At 68.0% G+C, this 17,307-nt stretch carries 8 protein-coding genes; all 8 read right to left on the reverse strand.

Annotated features, from left to right (window positions below; all coding sequences use genetic code 11):
• Positions 1 to 2: 2 nt before the first annotated feature.
• Positions 3 to 3,038: a multicopper oxidase domain-containing protein gene (locus AB0M15_RS26825; protein ID WP_363824200.1), complete on the reverse strand. Its 3,036-nt coding sequence runs from the start codon at positions 3,036 to 3,038 to the stop codon at positions 3 to 5.
• An 11-nt stretch (positions 3,039 to 3,049) separates the two neighbouring features.
• A complete protein-coding gene (locus tag AB0M15_RS26830; protein ID WP_363824201.1) occupies positions 3,050 to 4,339 on the reverse strand; it encodes a multicopper oxidase domain-containing protein in 1,290 nt (429 codons plus the stop codon).
• Positions 4,340 to 4,355: 16 nt separating this feature from the next.
• Positions 4,356 to 5,609 carry a multicopper oxidase domain-containing protein gene (locus AB0M15_RS26835; RefSeq protein WP_363824202.1) on the reverse strand — a complete coding sequence of 418 codons (1,254 nt, stop codon included), beginning with the start codon at positions 5,607 to 5,609 and terminating at the stop codon, positions 4,356 to 4,358.
• A gap of 79 nt (positions 5,610 to 5,688) precedes the next feature.
• A complete protein-coding gene (locus tag AB0M15_RS26840; RefSeq protein ID WP_363824203.1) occupies positions 5,689 to 11,016 on the reverse strand; it encodes a hypothetical protein in 5,328 nt (1,775 codons plus the stop codon).
• Positions 11,017 to 11,269: 253 nt separating this feature from the next.
• On the reverse strand, positions 11,270 to 13,948 hold the full coding sequence (locus AB0M15_RS26845; RefSeq protein ID WP_363824204.1) for a phosphoesterase: 2,679 nt from the start codon (positions 13,946 to 13,948) through the stop codon (positions 11,270 to 11,272).
• A 90-nt stretch (positions 13,949 to 14,038) separates the two neighbouring features.
• Positions 14,039 to 15,412: an ABC transporter permease gene (locus AB0M15_RS26850; protein WP_363824205.1), complete on the reverse strand. Its 1,374-nt coding sequence runs from the start codon at positions 15,410 to 15,412 to the stop codon at positions 14,039 to 14,041.
• Positions 15,412 to 16,362, reverse strand: a complete 951-nt coding sequence (locus AB0M15_RS26855) for an ABC transporter ATP-binding protein (protein ID WP_363824206.1) — start codon at positions 16,360 to 16,362, stop codon at positions 15,412 to 15,414. Before AB0M15_RS26855 ends, AB0M15_RS26850 begins: the two co-directional genes overlap by 1 nt.
• A 121-nt stretch (positions 16,363 to 16,483) precedes the next feature.
• Positions 16,484 to 17,302 (reverse strand): NADPH-dependent oxidoreductase, encoded by an 819-nt coding sequence (locus AB0M15_RS26860; protein ID WP_363824207.1) that lies wholly within the window; start codon positions 17,300 to 17,302, stop codon positions 16,484 to 16,486.
• Positions 17,303 to 17,307: the final 5 nt, after the last annotated feature.

The following is a 17,307-nucleotide window of genomic DNA, read 5'->3' on the forward strand; positions in this document are numbered from 1 at the left end:
CGCTACGGCATCGTGTACCTGGTCGAGGCGAAGCTGTCGAAGTACGCCCGTCCAGTGGAGCTCGCACTGATCCCGGCCGACACCCCCAGCCAGGCCGTGTCGATCCGCAGCGTGCTGGTGTTACCGGTCTGCAGCTGTCGACTGACCCCGTCGACCAGCAACCTCACCGACCCAGCACCCGTTCCGGTGGCCGGCCCTGAGGTCCAGTCGACCTGCAGGGTGTGGGTTCCGCCGGTGAGCGTGACCCAGGCTCCGGTCAGAGCCGTCGCACCGCTTCGGTCGAGGATGGTCCGGACCTGCGCCGAGCCGGCGTTGAACCGGTACTCCAGCGCGTAGACCTGACCGTTCGCCGCGGTCCGGCCCTGCAGCAGACTCAACGCCGTGTTCACGTTGGTCCCCGAGGTCAGCGTGTTCCGGTTGAACACGAACCTCGCGTGGTACGACGTCTCCGCCGTCGGGGTCAGATCGGTCAGATAGCCGTTGTTCGGCAGGGTGACCTGGAGACCACGGGTGCTGCCCGGCTCGATCGCCGTCGGCAGAGCAGCTGTGGTCGTGTTGAGGACACCACCGGTACTCGCGCCCCAGAACCCGAAGCCGCCCGACTCGAAGGTGTCGGAGAAGATCGCGTTCGGCCGCTGTACCGAGACCGTGGTGTTCACGGACTTGCTCCAGTTGCCGGCCAGGTCCTGCACCCGCAGGTTGAACACCTGGTTGCCCGGCGGCACCGAGGCCAGCGGAACGGTCACCTGCACCTTGCCCGCGACCACGCTGACCGGCAGCGAGATGCCCTTGCCGACACCAGGATCGGTGCCGCCCAGCCAGTACTCCGCCTTGGCGATCAGCGACGCGTCCGTGACCGGAGCGGTCAGCGTGAGCGTGTTCGCGCCGTTGGTCGGGTTCGGTGACGCGGTCAGCGCACCGAGTACCGGCGCCGTCTTGTCGACCACCAGGTTCACCGCGAACAGCGAACCCCAGTTGCCGGCCGCGTCCTGACCACGGACGTAGACGTGATGGGTGCCGTCGGCAAGCGCCTTCACCTGGGTGAGCGGGATCAGCCCGTAGAACGCCTCGCTGGTCGAGTTCAGCGTGCCGTCGACCGGAAGCATCTGCAGCCCTGTTCCACCGGCCGGGTTGGGTGAGGACGGATCCAGGAACGCCTCGGCATCCGTCAGCAAACTCTGTACCGCGCCACCGGCGTCCTTGTCGGTGATCTGCGCCGACACCAGCAGGCTGCCCGGGTGACTCTTGTCAGCGAGCAACCCGTTGGTCGGGTTCGGCCCGACGCTGGCCGCGTCGACGGCCGGCCCGGTCACGTCGATCGGCAACGTGATGTCGAGCGGCGGTCCCCACAGCCCCAGCGAGTCCAAGCTGTGCACGAACACGTGGTGTTCGCCCTCGCCCAGGGTGCTGAGCACGGCCGGTGACAGGTCGGCGTCCTCGGCCACCACCGTCGCGCTGCGGTTCAGCGTCAGCGGCGTTCCGGTGCCGTTGGCGCCGACCGTGTCGAGGAAGTACTCGGCAGCCGTGATGAGGCCGCCCGCGTCGGTGTCGTCACCGGTCGCCGAGATGCTGACTGTGACCGCGCCGTTCGCCGGTACGTCCGCGATCGACCCGTTGATGGTCTGCGGACCGGTCTTGGGCAGGTTCAGGATGGCCAAACCGACGACGCCCCAGTTGCCGACGGCATCCAGTGCCCGCACGAACACGGTGTGCCGGCCTGCGTCGAGAGCAGCGAGCACCGCGGTACTGATCGAGCCGGTCGCACCGGTGATGCTGACACCGCTGCCAGGCAGCGACATCGGCGTGCCGAAACCGACTCCGGTCGTGACCGCGTCGTCGATGACGAACTCTGCCTGGCTGACCGCCGACCCTCCGGTCGTGGCGTCACTGAGGTCGGCCGTCACCGTCACCGGCGCGAGACCGGTCGAAGGGTTGGGCGCGAGCTTGATGTGACTCGAGACCGGTCCCACGCCGTCGGTGCTGGGTGGTGGGGCGTTGGTGTCCAGGAAGGTCAACATGCCGCCGAAGGCCAACTGCGTGGGATCGGCGGTGTGCTGGCCGTTGTTGTCCAGATGCCTGGCGGTCTCGTACAGAGCCAGTTTGGCCTCCGGCCCGGTCGGCATCGTGACGAGCGAGTCGAGCGTCTGCCCGGGGTCGATGCTCTCGGCCGCGACCGTGGTCGCGTACTGCGCGGGATGGCCCCCCTGGGCGATCTCGGTCTGCAGCCCGCCGAGCACCGTCATCGGGTGGGTCAGCGAGCCAACGTTGACATACCGCACCAGGACCTTATGCCCCTGATCGGTCGCGATCGGATCGCTGGCCGGGTACGGCTTGCCGTTGATCAGCCGGTACTTCGGGCTGAACTTCCGCAGGTCGAAGGCCGCCGGGTTCGCGTTGAAGGCCGGGTCGATCTCACTCAGCACGGCCACCGCGTCGTCGTCGTACCCGGAGGCCGGGTAGCCGGCCGGCTGGGTTCCGTACGCCGTGCCGTCGGCGGGCAGTACGACGAAGGCGCCGGCCAGGCCCATCGCGACCTGACGAGCACCACCCGAGGTGTGTCCGGCCTCGTAGAGGAAGGTGCCCGCGCGTCCCGCTGTGAAGCTGTAGGTGCGAGTAGTACCTGAGGCGATACCAGTCGAGTCCTCTCCCCCGGCCGGCAGCGGCTGACCTGGAAACGCCAGGGAGACGCTCTGTCCGGCCACCTGGTTGTGCAGCGTGACGGTCACCTGGTCGCCCTGGTGGACCACCAGCACTGGGCCCGGCGCGGTCGCCGAGCCAGTTGCTCCGGTCGAGGAGAAACCCCAGATCGGGACCGGAGCACCCAGCAGGGTGGCAGTACCGGTCATGGCGTAGAGATCGCAGGCGGCGGTGGCCGCGCCGAAGGTACAGCCCCTCGGCGTCAGCTTGCCGACGGCAACCGATGCCCGGCCCGGCAATTGTTGTGCTGCAGTGGGCGTGGCCGCCGCGTGCAGCGACAGGGTCACGCCGAGCGTCGCGGCCGTCAGGATCGCAGCGGCGACACGGAATCTGTTCGTCATCGTCGGAGTCCTCACTGGCCCGTGCAGCCGGCCGGCGGGTCGATGCGGAAGACCGTCATCATGCCGCCGAAGGCTGCCCCGTAGTTGGTCGCCTGTTCCAGCGCGTGGCTGTGCGCGATGTGGTAGTACTCGCCACATTCGTTGTTCTGCGTCAGGTTCGACGGCACCGCGTTCTTGGTGCCGAGGTAGCCGCTCTCGGAGAACCAGGTGTCCGGGCCGACCAGCAACTGGTCGGTGATCGCCGGGATCTGGGTCGGGATCGGGTTCGTGGTCGCGTTCCAGTGCTCGACGTCACGCCAGTCCATCAGCACGTCCAGCGTCTGCCCGGGACCGACGTCCAGGTCGTACTTCTCGTACGACAGGTCCTGGCCGGCCGGCCCTTGCAGGGCGTGCCCGTCGCGGTTGACGACGCGCTCGTCGCTGCCGTGCGGGTGGAACGGATAGTTGACGCTGCCCGCGTTCAGGTAGCGGATGGTGGCCGGCAACGGGTTCGTCGCGGCGTCGTACGGTTTGATGTGCACGAGGGCGCCGTACGGCTGGCCGGGCAGCCAGGGCGCGTTGTTCGGCGCCAGGGTGTCCGGCATGCTGCGGCCGTTGATCAGGAAGTACCGCGACTTGGAGCCGTTCAGGTCGATCGGCTGGTTGCGTTCGACGGCCAGGTGCACGTCCGGGTCGATCTCGGAGAGCAGGTAGACGTACTCCTTGCCGTTCGCGAAGGCGGAGTCGGCGCGGTCGTTGACCTGGTTCGCGTGCCCGGCGGGCCGGACCACCAATGCGCCGTACAATCCCATCTGCTGTTGTTTGCCGACATCGGTGCCGGTGACGTACAGGTAGGTACCGGGGCTTCCCGCCGTGAAGGTGTAGGTGACGGATCCGTCGGTAGCGGCCGCGGACTGGACCAGCGAGGTCAGCGACCCGCCGGAGTCGAACTGTGGCTGGGCCGGATTGCCGTTCGCCTTCACCGACTGCTGGCCGGGGAATACGATGGAAGTTGCCTCCGGCAACTTGTTGTGCAGGACCACGGTGACCGGCCGGCCCGACTCCACGCACAGAGTGGGACCGGGCGACTGGAAGCCGCGCTTGCTGTTGCCGTAGCTCCACATGTAGATCGAGTTGCCGTCCGGAGTGGAGACGTAGCCGTCGCTCGCGGTCAGCGAGAAGGTCTGGTTCGGGTCGGTGTCGCAGAGCAGGCCCTCCGACATCGCCGCCGCCGAGGACTGGGTCCAGACCACGGCCGGGGTGATCACCAGGACCGCCGCCGCGGCCAGCGAGAGCAGCCGCTGGATCGAGAGTCGCTTCATCGGATCATCGCCCCCATCACGCGTTCGCCGCGGTCTGCGCGGGATAGGTACCGGGTGGGCCGACGACGATCTTGGTCATCATGCCGCCGTAGCCGGCCCCGCCGCCGTTCTCGAGGTAGGAGTACTTGCGGTCGTACAGCAGGTACTCGCCGGGCCCGGGTGCGACGAACAACGCGTCGCGGCTCTCGCCGGGCCCGATCTCGATCATGTTGGTGGTCAGGTAGTTGGTGGTGCCGTCGCGCCCCTTCAGCAGGCTGGCATCCTTCGCGATCACCGTCAGGTCGAGGTTGTCGACGGTCATCGCGTGGTTCTGGTAACCCAGGTTGGACATCCGCAGCAGCACCCGGTCGCCGGTGTTGCAGCGGATCAGCGAGGAGATCGGCTGGTACTGCAACTTGCCGGCCGCGGTGCTGAGCGGATCGCCGTTGGCGGCGATGGTGTCCGGGTAGGCCCGTCCGTTCAGCAGCCAGAAGCTGGGGTCGTAGTCGGTCCAGTCGTTCACCTGGATGTGCGCGTCGCGGTAGTGCGCGGCCGACCAGAGCTCGGTCAGCATGAACGCGAACTCCCGGTCGTACGCCGTCGAGCCGTCGCCGTCGTTGTACGCGTACCGCTCACCGGGATGCAGCGGTGTGCGATTCTGGGCCGGGCGGACGAACACCATCCCGGTCATCCCCATCTGGACGTGCTCCACGTCCTCGAAGTGGCAGTGGTACATGTAGGTGCCGGCGTCGTGCGGACGGTAGAAGTAGGTCAGGTCGCGCCCGATCGGGACCGCCAGCGAGAGCTCCGGCACCCCGTCGAACAACGGGATCGCGTTGACGAAGCCGTGCCAGTGCAGGGTGTGTCCGTCGAACAGGTCGGGCCGGGTGGCCAGGCCCAGGTTGGTCAGCGTCAGGTAGACGTCGTCGTCCTCGTCGAACGCCATCATCGGCGCGCTCACCTGCGCCTTGCCCCGCTGGGCGGCGACCAGGTTGGAGCTCATCCCGGTCACGTCGCGGAAGCCGAAGACGTAAGTGTTGAACGGGCTGGGTGCGAGCGGGTCGGGGAAGAACGGCGGGTCGGGCGGCGCATCGCCCGGCATCGCCACCCAGCCGTCGGTACCGGCCAGGTGGACCTGCTTCGTCGGATGGGCGACGGTGGCGCGGTTCGGCGCCGCCAGCACCTGGCTCGAGCTGAGCAGACCACCGCCGAGGACCGCGCCCCCGACGACGCCTGCGCTGGTGAGGAACGAACGCCGCGACAGTCCGCGCGGCAGAGATTTATCAGTCATTGGGATCTCCCGTTGCTGGTCGATGTGCGCTGTGGAATGTGCGGCCCGCCTTGGGGGGTCGAAGGCGGGCCGCACGGCTTCAGGGCGTCATCTGGTCCGAGCCGGCGTCGTACCGGCGTTGTACGAAGGGGAAGACCCCGGTGACGGTCGGGCGAGGCTGACCGTCGATGTCCGGGCTGTGCGCGCTGACCGTGTAGCTGAACCCCGACGTCGGGGTACCCCACCGGACCACCGTGCTCGCGGCTCCCAGCCCACGGGCGGACGAGGTTGGTGTCGCAGTGGCCAGATGGAAGTCGCCCATCAGGTTCGGCGGCAGCAGTTGCGCCACGATGGCCGCCTCACGGAAGGCCGGGTACGACCGGACCGCGAGGATGTTGACGCTGACCTCGTACGGCGACACGAAGCCTGGGTCCACCAGCGAGTTCGTCGCGTCTGGAGCGGAGCCGGTCTCGTCCTGTAGCACCGAGTGGGTCGGCGTGAGCAAAGCCCCGGGCACATCGGCAGCGCCCATGTCCCACGAGTTCACGCTGTTGTCCGTGCCGTCCGGCAGCTTGCCGCCGATGCCGTAGACCCAGCCGCCGCTGAAGTTGCCGGCCCGGTTGTCCCAGAACACGTCGTTCAGGAGCGTCGGCTTGCTGAAGGTGGTGTTCGCCAGTGTCTGCGAGCCCGGGAACAGCGAGGTGTTGCGCAGCCTTGCCTGCAACGGATCGCTGTTCGCGGCGGTGGACAGTCCGGCGGGCGCCGGATCGCCGTTGCTGGTCACCGCAGTGGCGGTGGTCAGGTTCTTCGTCACCGTGTTGTCGACGATGTTGACGAAGGCCGAGTCGTCCAGTGCCAGGCCGCCACCCTCATGGGCGGACACGTTGTCAGCGATGGTGTTGTCGGCGATCAGGATGGTTTGCGGATCGGAGCGGGAGATGTGCGATCCGCTCGTCTGCAGCAACCGGATCCCGCCACCGTCGTCGTTGGCCAGGTTGGCCTGGATCGTGTTGCCCTCGATGGTGACCGGCCCGGTGCCCGGCGACAGCGCCGTCGGGGTGGCCGGCAGTTCGCCGGCGATCATCACGCCGCCGCCCTCGTCGTACGAGGCGTTGAACCAGATCCGGTTGCCGGTGATGGTTCCACCGGTAGCGCCACCCGGGTTGGCCATGTAGCCGTAGGCGGTCAGCGCGCCGCCGTACTCCGCGGAGAAGTTCCCGCAGATCGCGTTGGCGTCGACCTGATAACCGTCGCTTCCGGTGAACAGTCCGATTCCGCCGGCCAGGTTGGTCCCGCCGTTGTCCCGGATCTGGTTGCGGCTGATCACCGGGCTGTAGTTCAGGTTGTCCCCGACATACGGGGTACCGATCCTGACCGCTCCACCGTACGAACCGCCGTTGCCGTGGATGACATTGTCTGTCACCTGCAGATTGCGGACGTTCGCGTGGGCGTACACCCCACCGCCTTGGGTGACGAGTGCGCCGGCCGCGCCGTACGGCGTCTTGATCGCGCCGGTGAGGACGTTCACGTTGCCTGGGATGTCCGCCTGTGCGCCACCGGTGATGCTCAGGCCGTCCAGGGTGACCGGCCAGCTACTCGGGGTCGCGCCGGCAAGGGCTGGGTCGTCCAGCACGGTGACCACTGCCGAATCAGGGACGGCTGGGTTGCCCGAATACCTCAGGCTGCTCAGCAGGTTGATCCAGGCCGTTCCGTTCGGGTTGTCCAGGTTGAAGCCGGAGCCGTCCAGGATCGAGCCGGGTACCCAGGTGTTGTCCGCGTCGAAGCCGCCCGGGCCGACACCTTGGATGCGGACCTGGTGATGGACGATGACGTTCTCGTTGTACTCACCGCGCGGGTTGGCACTGGTCTGCGCGTTCGGCCAGACCACGACCAGCCAGTACGGCCTGAGCCTCGTCGGCCTGGCTGCCTCGAGCGCCGCCTGGACCGTCTTGTAGGTCTTGGTCGGTCCGACCTCCGCGATCAACGGGACGCTCGGGAGCATGCCCGCCAGCGCGGGGACGTTGGCCGCCAGCACCTGCAGGGTCAGGCCGTTGACGCTCTTGAGCCCGCTGTGACCGGTGATCGCCAGCTCGGCCGTGCCGAGGGCGAACCCGTTCGGCACAGTGAAGGTGATGCTCTTGTCGGTCCAGTTGGTGACCGCCATCGTCGTTCCGTTCAGCGTCACCCGGTCCGGTGCGCCCGCTGCGCCGAAGCCGAGACCGCTGATGGTGATCGACCGGTTCGGGTCTCCTCGCCTGATGTAGGGCCGGCTGACCGCCAGCAACTGCGGCACAGTGGCGCCGAGATCGCACATCGTCGGATTCACCGTCGTGGTGTCGGGTCCGAGCACGGTCGCCGCCACCTGGGTGGGCGCTTCGTCGGTCACCGTGTAGAGGCCCGGCCAGGCCTGGAAGTTGGTCGCGATCGTCCGGAACCTCGAGTTGTAGTCCGGGTTGAGCGCGCCCGGCTGACCTGGGTCGTTGCCGACGAACCGGTACATGTTCGGGCACGGACCGGCCGGCAGCGGGCAGTTGTAGGTACCCGTCGACGGCTCCAGCGCCTCGTACAGGCCGTTGAAGTCGGTGTGCACGGTGTCCATCAGGCGACCGGACCAGTCGTAGAGACCGACCGGGACGAAGGGCAGGCCCTGCGCCTCGCCGTAGTTCACGCTGCGCTTGTCGAGCGTCAGCCCGAGGTCGTTCAGCGTCAGTCCCCAGAAGTGCGTCGGGATCGGGACCTCGGTGAACAGGCTGAAGTTCGGCGCGACGGCCTGGTTCGCCCGCAGACCCACGAGCTTGTCGTCGCAGGACGGCCTTTCGTAGCCCTCGAACGGGCTGCCGCCACCGGCGTTGAACGCCTCGTTCGTCACGTTGACCGTGTGCAGCGGTCCGGCACAGGGCGAGATGATGCCCGCCTGCTGCGACGGCGGCTGGTCCGGAGGTACCGGGGTCGGATCCGGCGGACCAGCCGGGTCGTTCGCCACAGCCGGAGTGGCCGGCGGGTAGTTCTCCTGCGGCAGGTAGGTGTCACCGTCGAAGACGTTCACGTCTTCCTCGGCGGTCGACTTGTACATCGGCTTGCCGTCGACCGGATCGCTCGGGATGTCGACCGAGACGATGTAGTCGCGGGCCGGCAGATCCTGTTCCTGACCGGCCGGCAGCGGTGCGTAGAGCTCGAGACCGTCAGGGTTGTGCACGGTGTCGGTCGGCGGATAGAGGTTGATCTTCGACGTGGCGAACCCGTAGTTCCCGTTCACCGTCTGGCTTCCACCGGGAGCGTCGCTCGCCCCGACCGCCAGGCCCATCATCGGCGCCTCGACGCACATCCTGTTCGCGGCCGCCCCGAAGGCCGGCAACGCCTGCTGGTCGGTCAGCGGCTGCCCGTTGTACATCCGGGCGGTGCAGCCTCGCGGCGGCGCCCACTTCTCCGAGGTGTAGGAGTCCTGGACCTCCGGCCCCTTCACGAACGCCCCGTACTTCGGGTTGTCCTGCAGCCCACCGTTGCCATCGGAGACCTGCTTGGGCTCAGTCTCGTACCCCTGCCGGCAGAGCTCAGCCGGCGTGGTCGCGGTACAGGCCTTCGGCAGGTACAGCCGTACCGGGATGTCCGGAATGCCCGGCTGGTACGGCTCGGTCGCGGCCTTCGCCGGGTCCAGCTCGTTGCGGGTGGTGTCGTAAGTGACCGTTCCGACGATGCCGCCGTTGGTGCCTGGATCGTACGGCTGGACGCCCCAGTCGATCTGGCCACGCAGGCCGATGATCGGCAGGAAGTTGATGTCCACCAGGCTGCCCAGCTGGGTGGTGGCCTTGGTCTCGTTGGCGCCCTTGTAGGTGATGCCGGTGGTCTTGTAGCGAGTGTTGAAGCCTTCCAGGATCAGCCACTTGCCGAGCGGGTAGGTCTCCTTGATGTCGTAGTTGCCGTTGACATCGGTGGTCGCCGTGTTCATCGCCTGGTCCATCAGCGAGTTGTCGCGCTCGCGGACGGTCAGGCCGAAGCCGGGCACGGCCCGCTCACCCGTGTCACGCTTGCCGTTGCCGTTGGCATCGACGAAGACGCTGCCGTGGACGTGACTGAACCAGCCGACCAGCATCTTGTTGCCGACGTCGGTGACGTCACCGTTGTGGACCTCGACGTTGAAGCTCCACAGGATGTAGTCCTGATCGTCGTCCCACAGGGTCAGTTGGTACGTACCGTCGGGCACGTTCTTGATGTCGAAGCTGCCGTTGGCCGCGCCGCGACCGACGTACACAGCGGCGTCGCCCGCGTCGAGATCCGACAAAGCCACCCACGGGTTCGGGATCGGGCCGTCCGACTTGGCGCCGGCGAACCCGGTCTCGGGAACGACCTGGCCGTTCTGACCGCCGATGTAGGGCAGGCCGGCGATGGCTACACCCTTGATCTCACCGGTCGGCGGCGTGCCGGCCGGTGGGGTGATGGCCCGGGTACGGACGAAACCGAACTGGACGGACGGCACGAGTTCGCGGCCGCGCACCTGCTCGGTGTCGTAGCCGGTCTCGCCCTCCTGCTGCCAGATGTCGTGGTCGTGACCGCCTTCGAGCGTCGTCGTCTGCACCCACTGGGAGGTCTGGCCGGGAGTCGGCGGGGGCGGCGTGACAGTCGACGCGTAGCGGTTGGGGCCCATGTTCGGGATGACGATCTGACCGGTGGCGTCGCTGACGCACTTGCCGGTCGTCCGGGCGGTGTCCACGATCGGCTTGTTGTTGTCGTCGAAGAGCATCGGCCCACTGCCGTTGGCGTTCGCGTGCTGGTAGACGGTGCACAGCGTGTTGCCGTAGTAGTCCGTGCTGACCAGGCCGAGGACGTCGCTGAGGGTGGCCGTGAATCCGGCCAGGCCCTGCTCCGCGTCGACTTCGTAGGTGCCGTCGACGGGGACACTGTCGTTGAACACCTGTATCCGCAGGGTGGTCAGCGGCAGTGGGGTCGGATTCATCCGGACCACCGCGTGCGTGGTGGCGCCGGAACCGACGGTGAAGTGCTGCCCGTCGATCTTGAACCCGTCGGCGGTGACCGAGATCAGGTACTTCCCGGCCGGCAGGTTGCCGAGCGCGGTGTCGTCGTCCAGGTCCGCCTCAGTGCCCTGGGCAACGATCGGCGCGAAGCCGGACGTATTCCTGGTCGACGGCCACGGGCAGCTGTCGGCGTAGTCCGGATCAGTCGACCCGCCCGTCGCCGTACTCGGCAGGCATTGGTCGGTCAGCTGGTTCGCCCGGGTGCCCGGATTGCCGGTGTCGTCGACGTTGATCAGCCACTTGTAGTGCGGCACCGGATCGCCCTCGTGCACGAATCCCGGTCCTGAGTTGACCGAGCGCGCGCTCTCGACGTGCAAGGTCAGGTTGCCGGGCCCGGCGGCCGCCGCGGGCGACGCACCTCCCGACGCCTGCCCTACCGAGACCAGCGCGGCGATCATGCTCAGCCCCACCAGCGCTCGCAACCATCTGGGCGCGGATGTCCGTTGTCCTGTCACAGCCCCTCCCCCACCTGTCGACACGCGCGAGTCCTCCCGACTCACGTCTGTCGCTCGCCAGCGTGGCGGAGGGAGCAACACCCGGACCGCAGATGACGGCGGCGTCATCTGTTTGTCACCGGGCCTGCTCGCCACGACGGAAGGCCCCCGTCCGGCGGGCTGCCGGACGGGGGCCTTCGTTGGTGCTCGGCTCAGGTCAGCCGTCGTTCTCCGCTGCCGGGATGGCTGCGCCTGGTACGTCCTGCGGGGCGTAGAGCTGGTCTTCGCCGGGGTACGGCTTGGACCATTCGTGCGCCTGGTACCAGTCGAAGTGGTTCATCTGGGCCGGGTTGGCGAAGTCGGCTCGGGCATCCGGGCCGGTGAGACGCTGCTGCGACTTCCAGGTGTCCCACTTGGCCGCCAGTTCCTGCTTGTCGGCAGGGACGGTCGCCTTGGGAGCAGGGGCCGCTGCCGGGTTCTGCGCCGCGGGAACGTCTGCGCCACACTTCGGCAGGTTGGCCGCGGACAGGCCCGCGGTCAACGAGGTGCGGTTGGGCAGGTAGGTGAACGGGGTGAAGTCGGGCGTCGTGGTGAAGGCCGCCGTCATCGGGCTCGCCGCGCTGTCCTTCTGGTTCATCGGGTGGATGCCGAGGATCTGCTCGATCGTCCGGATCATCGTGATCTGCGTGTAGTACCGGTTGTCGACGACGCCGTGCTGGGCGTACGGGCTGATGATCTGGATCGGCGCCCGGTGACCGTCGACGTGGTCCATACCGGCCTGGGAGTCGTCCTCGACCACGAAGACGGCCGAGTCCTTCCAGTACTTGCTGTGCGAGATGGTGTCGACCATCTTGCCGACCGCGAGGTCGTTGTCCGCTACCTGAGCGGCACCGTTCGGCGGGCCACCGGTGTGGTCGCTGGACAGCCAGAACATGTTCAGGTTGGCCGGACCGTTCTGCTCGAAGTCCTTCTTCCAGATCTCGTTGCGGTAGATGTCCGGCACCGCGGTGTCGAACTTCGGGAATCCGGGCACCGACACGTCGTTCAGCGACGGGATCGGCGACGACGAGTTCAGCGGGTACGCCGTGCTCGCGCCGGTCGACGCCATGTTCTTCGTGTCGCAGTACAGGTTCTGCCAGGTCGCGCCGGCCGGCTTGGTGAGGAACTGCTGGAACTCACCGAAGTCGCGCACGGTCTTGCCGGCCGCCTGCGCACCGGTCCAGATGAACCCGGTCCGCTGGTGCCCGAGAGCGTCGTCCTCGGTGTCGTAGCTGCGCAGGTACTCACCGGCTGAGGACTCGGTGTACTCCGGGTTGTCGGCCTGCATCAGCCAGTTGTGGCCCTCGGCGGAGTTCGTGCCGATGTCGTAGGTGTTGTCGTACAGCCCGAACTGCTTGGCCAGCGCGTGCTGGTTCGGCGTCACGTTCTCGCCGTACTGCGCGAGCGCGGGGTCACCGTTGCCTTCCGGGATGTCGCCGTAGACCTGGTCGTACGTGCGGTTCTCCTTGACGATCAGGAAGACGTGCTTGATCGTCGACGGTTCACCGAGCCGGTTCGGGACCGGTACCGGCTTCTTGTTGCCCTCGCCGACCCGGACCGAGCTCTTCGTCCAGGCGTTCTGCTCGAAGACCGCGTCGGTGCCGTTGCGGATCTCGCGATCACCCGGCAGCTTGAACCGCTGCAGGCTCGACGTCGTGTCGTGGGTGCCGTGGCCGGCAGCCGTCGTCGGGCGGCGGGCGTCGATACCGCGGGTGTTGGAGACCAGTACCTGGTCGCCGACGGTCGTGATCTCCGCGGGGAAGTAGTCCGTCGGAAGCAGGCCGATGTAGCTGACCGGCTCCTGCGCGGACGTGTACTTGTAGACGGCGACCGCGTTGGCGCGGCCCAGTGTCACCAGCAGGTGCCCGTCGTTGGTCAGCGTCACCGCGTCAGGCTCGTAGCCCACCGACGCCTCCGGCCACGGCTGCGTGGCGATGGTCTGCACGACCTTGTCCTTGGCCGTGTCGATGACCGAGACATCGTTGGTCGCGGTGTTGGTGACGAAGAGTGCGCCGTCCTTGGCGTACAGCGCGGTCGGGTGCAAACCCACGTCGATGCTCGCTGGTGGCGCGCCCGGCGCGTTGAGATTGATGACGCTGACCGTGCCGCTGAGGGTGGCTGCCGTCACCTGCGACGCCAGTACCTGAGTGCCGTACGAGTTGATCGTCGGTTCGCCGGGCCCCGCCGGACGGCCGCCCTCGTTGCTGACGTACAGCTTGTCGCCGACCTTGACCATGTCGCGCGGCGCGTTGCCGACCGCCCAGCTCTGCCGGATGGCTCCGGTCGCCGCGTCGATGGCGACCACGCGGTTCTGGCCGTTGACCGCGGAGTAGACGGTCGATCCGTCAGCCGAGAACACCGGCTCCGCGACCAGCGCGTGCTTCGCGCCGTCCGCCGGGATCGCGACGAACGTCGGGTTGGCGAGGCTGCCGTCCGGGTTCACCGTGAACTTGCGGTACCCGTCGGTCTGCCCCAGCCACAGCTGGGAACCGTCGGGCGAGTACGTCGGGCCTTCCTGGCCGATGTCGTTGCCGGGGATGCGCAGGTTCGCCGCGGCATTGTTGCCGATCAGCTGCTGCACCTTCCACGTCGACAGGTCGACGATGGCCAGCGCCATCCCGCCATCGGTGATCGAGGCCGCGACGTGCTTGCCGTCGGGGCTGACCACGGACGACATGATCTTGCCGTTGTTGATGACGAGCCGGTCGCCGATCGGGTTGATGTACTGGTCGCTGGAGACGACCTGACCCTCCTCGGTGACCTGGCCTACCTGATCCGTTCCGAACATGTCCGTCTTGGCGACGGCGACGCCGGTACCGGCGGCCACGACGGCGACAGCGGTGGTACCCGCTGTCACCCGTGAGATCCGTCGGCCGACTTGCCGAGCGGCGAGGCCGGGGCCTCGCTGCTCGCGCCTTCGGCGGGTTACTTGCATGGAGCTTCCCTTCTAGCGGGTGGAAAGCAGTTCGACATTGGCGTCGAACTGCCAGAGTGGGTTCGGCTGGTCGCCGGCCGGCGTCTGCACCAGGAAGTAGCCGTTGACTTCCTTCGGTCCGTCGCCGTCAGCGACGTAGCGCCCGTTCGGGGTGAGGTCGAGCTGGTAGATGGCCGAGCCGGCGGCCTCGATGCCGGGCAGATGCCAGGTCACCACGCAGCGCCAGTCATTGCCCGGACCTTCGGCGTCGAGCTGGCCGCCGCCCTTGGTGCAGGCCGCGGACGTGTTCAGCTGCTGCTCGGTGACGTCGGCGCGATTCAGCTGCTTGGCCTGGATGCGGTACAGGTGCGCGAAGGCGGTCGCGACCGACTGCTGCACCTTGTCCTGGGTGATGCCGGAACCGGTCGCGCCCGTCGCCGGCGCGATCACGCCGGTGGTGACTGCGAGCAGGGCCACCAAGGGCAGGGCTCCGAGCCACATCCCGCGGCGTGCCGAACCGTCATCGGTGAGGTTGGTGAAGTCGCGGCGCAGGAACAGCAGGTAGGCCAGGACAGTCGCGACCACGGCCCAGACCAGGCTGACGATGATGCCGATCAGCAGTGGGCCGACCTGGGTGGGGCTGGTGAACAGACCGTTCCAGGAGATGAACGCGTACCCGGGCAAGGCGAGCCGGAAGGCCACCGGGATCGGCAGCATCTGCGCCAGCTGCATCACCAGCGCGACGATCGCCGGTACCAGCAAGCCCATCGGCGAGCGGCCGAGCGCGATCGACCCGAGCAACCCGATGGCGGCCAGCGCCAGGGTCGGGGCGAGCACACAGGCCCAGGCGAGCAGGACCTTGCCGGCCGCGTCCGAGGACGACAGCAGGTGCCCGTCGAGCCCGATCAGCGGTTGGTTGCCGACCGCAACGAGTCCACCGGCCGAGCTGCCGATGACCAGTCCGGCCACCAGGATCAGGATGACGGTGAGGCTGGCGAGTGCCTTGCTGACGAAGATCCGCCGGGGCGACCGGACCGCGACGAGCAGATGCCGCCAGGTGCCGAGCCGGTCCTCTGAGGCGAACACGTCGCCGGCGATCATCGAGGTCAACAGGGGCAGGGCCCAGGTACCGGCGAAGCCGAGCGTCACGAGCGGACCCGCCCAGGCGGTCGCGTGCATCCAGCGGCCGAACAGGGTGTCGACCGGGAGTGAGCCCTGCTGGCTCACCGCGGCGACGAAAACCGCGGGGGCGATCCAGCAGGCGATCACCAGCAAGCGCACGCGCCACTGCGAGACCAGCTTGACCAGCTCGAAGCGATAGCCGCGAGCCACGGAGACCCGGCCTGCGGTCGGCGCGGCCGGTGCGGCCGTTGGCTCTGCGGCGACGTCGGTGACGGTCGCGGTCATCAGTTCTCCTGCTGGTCGGTAGCGGCCTGGTCGGTCAGGGCGAGGAAGGCGGCTTCAAGGGGTGACACCACCGGAGCGAGTTCGCGGATCGCGATCCCCGCCTGGACGAGCCGGACGACCAGCCCGTCCAGAGCCGGTACCTCCGCCCGCACCACGAACCACGCCTGAGACACTCCCCCGGCCGCGTCGGCGGTATGGATCCCGGCCGTCTCGCCTGCCACCTTCCGAGCGGCTTCCGGGTCGGACGTGAGCAGCCGGTACTCGAGCTCGCCGTTCTCGGCCGCCAGCTTGCTGAGCGGCCCGGAGAAGACGACGCGGCCGGTCGACAGGATGGTGACCTCGGAGCACAGCGTCTCGAGATCGTCCATCCGATGGCTCGACATGACGACCGCGGTGCCTTCGGAGGCAAGCCGGGTCAGTACTCCGTGCACGTGCCGCTTGCCGGCCGGGTCGAGACCGTTGGACGGCTCGTCGAGCACCAGCAGGCGCGGCTTGCTGAGCAGTGCCGCGGCCAGTCCGAGGCGCTGACGCATACCGAGCGAGAAGCCGCGGACCCGGTCGTCCGCGACGTCGGTCAGCCCGACGTCGGCGAGCGCCTCGTCGATGCCGGCAGTGCGTGCGTTACGGCCCTGCAGCTCGGCCAGCGCGGCGAGATTCTTCCGGGCGGTCAGTGAGGGGTATAGGCCGGGGCCGTCGACGAAGCCGGTGACGCCGTCGGGTGCGGCGAGCGCCCGGCCTACCGGCGTACCGAGGATCTGGAGGCTTCCCTTGTCGGCGACCGCCAGGCCCAGCAACAGGCCGAGCAGCGTGGTCTTGCCCGCTCCGTTCGGCCCGACCAATCCGTGGATCTGGCCCCGCTCGACCTCCAGTTCGATGCCATCGAGGGCGACGACCTCACCGAAATACTTCTCGATTCCCCGGGCGCGGACAGCAGGGGACGTCTTCTTCATCAAGCGGACTCCGTGGCGGCGGAACAATGTGACGGACTACCTGACCACGTTGTCACCAACTTCCGGTGACGTCACTACCCCCGCAGGTGAACAGTTGTTGACCCCTGGCTGGATCGGCAGGTCAGCGGAGCGCAAAACCCTGGGTCTCCAGCGCGGTGCGGAGGTGTTCGCGGCCCTTGAGACCGGCCACGCTGCCGAAGCGGTGCGCCACTCGCTTCACCCAGCTGCTCGGGAGGCCGGCGGTCGCGTAGAAGGCATTGAGAAGCTCTTCGTACGCCTCGACGTGAGCGAGTTGCGGCTCCAGGGCGTACTGCTCGTGGTGCAGAACCGCCTGCTGCGGGAGTCGCGGTTTGACGGCCGTCTCGGCGCGCTCGTCCGGATGACCTACCGTGAGACCGAAGACCGGGAAGACGTTCGGCGGCAGACCCAGCTCCTCGGCGACCTCGAGGGGCCGGTTGCGGATCGCGCCGACGAACACCGTGCCCAGACCGAGCGACTCCGCGGCCAGCGACGCGTTCTGCGCCGCCAGAGCGACGTCGATGAACGACAGCAGCGCGGCCTCGACGAAGTCCGCGCCTTCCGCGGTGGCCGAGCCGATCTCGGTGGTCACCTGGCGGGCCCGGGCCAGATCCGCCAGCCAGACCAGCAGCAACGGCGCGTCGACGACGAACTGCTGATCCCCGGCCAGGTGCGCGAGCCGCGCCCGGCGCTCGTCGTCCCGAACCGCGACCACACTCCACAGCTGGAGGTTCCCCGACGTCGGCGCTGACTGCGCCGCTGCGATCAGCGCCGCCAGCGTCTCGTCGGAGACGGCATCCGGCCGGTATCCCCGCACCGACCGATGCGCCAGTTGCTGCTCGAGAACCTCACTCCACTCCCCCGGTACGCCGAACCCAGCGCCGTAACGCAACCGGTAGGACTCTTCCGCAGCTGTGGTCATACCGT

Origin of the sequence: Kribbella sp. NPDC051718 (genome assembly GCF_040681515.1) — a bacterium.
Lineage (GTDB): Bacteria > Actinomycetota > Actinomycetes > Propionibacteriales > Kribbellaceae > Kribbella.

Bases quoted from the DNA above. Each gene is read 5' to 3' on its own strand.
- AB0M15_RS26825 (WP_363824200.1), bottom strand. From the start codon at position 3,038: ATGACGAACAGATTCCGTGTCGCCGCTGCGATCCTGACGGCCGCGACG.
- AB0M15_RS26830 (WP_363824201.1), bottom strand. From the start codon at position 4,339: ATGAAGCGACTCTCGATCCAGCGGCTGCTCTCGCTGGCCGCGGCGGCG.
- AB0M15_RS26835 (WP_363824202.1), bottom strand. From the start codon at position 5,609: ATGACTGATAAATCTCTGCCGCGCGGACTGTCGCGGCGTTCGTTCCTC.
- AB0M15_RS26840 (WP_363824203.1), bottom strand. From the start codon at position 11,016: ATGATCGCCGCGCTGGTCTCGGTAGGGCAGGCGTCGGGAGGTGCGTCG.
- AB0M15_RS26850 (WP_363824205.1), bottom strand. From the start codon at position 15,412: ATGACCGCGACCGTCACCGACGTCGCCGCAGAGCCAACGGCCGCACCG.
- AB0M15_RS26855 (WP_363824206.1), bottom strand. From the start codon at position 16,362: ATGAAGAAGACGTCCCCTGCTGTCCGCGCCCGGGGAATCGAGAAGTAT.
- AB0M15_RS26860 (WP_363824207.1), bottom strand. From the start codon at position 17,302: ATGACCACAGCTGCGGAAGAGTCCTACCGGTTGCGTTACGGCGCTGGG.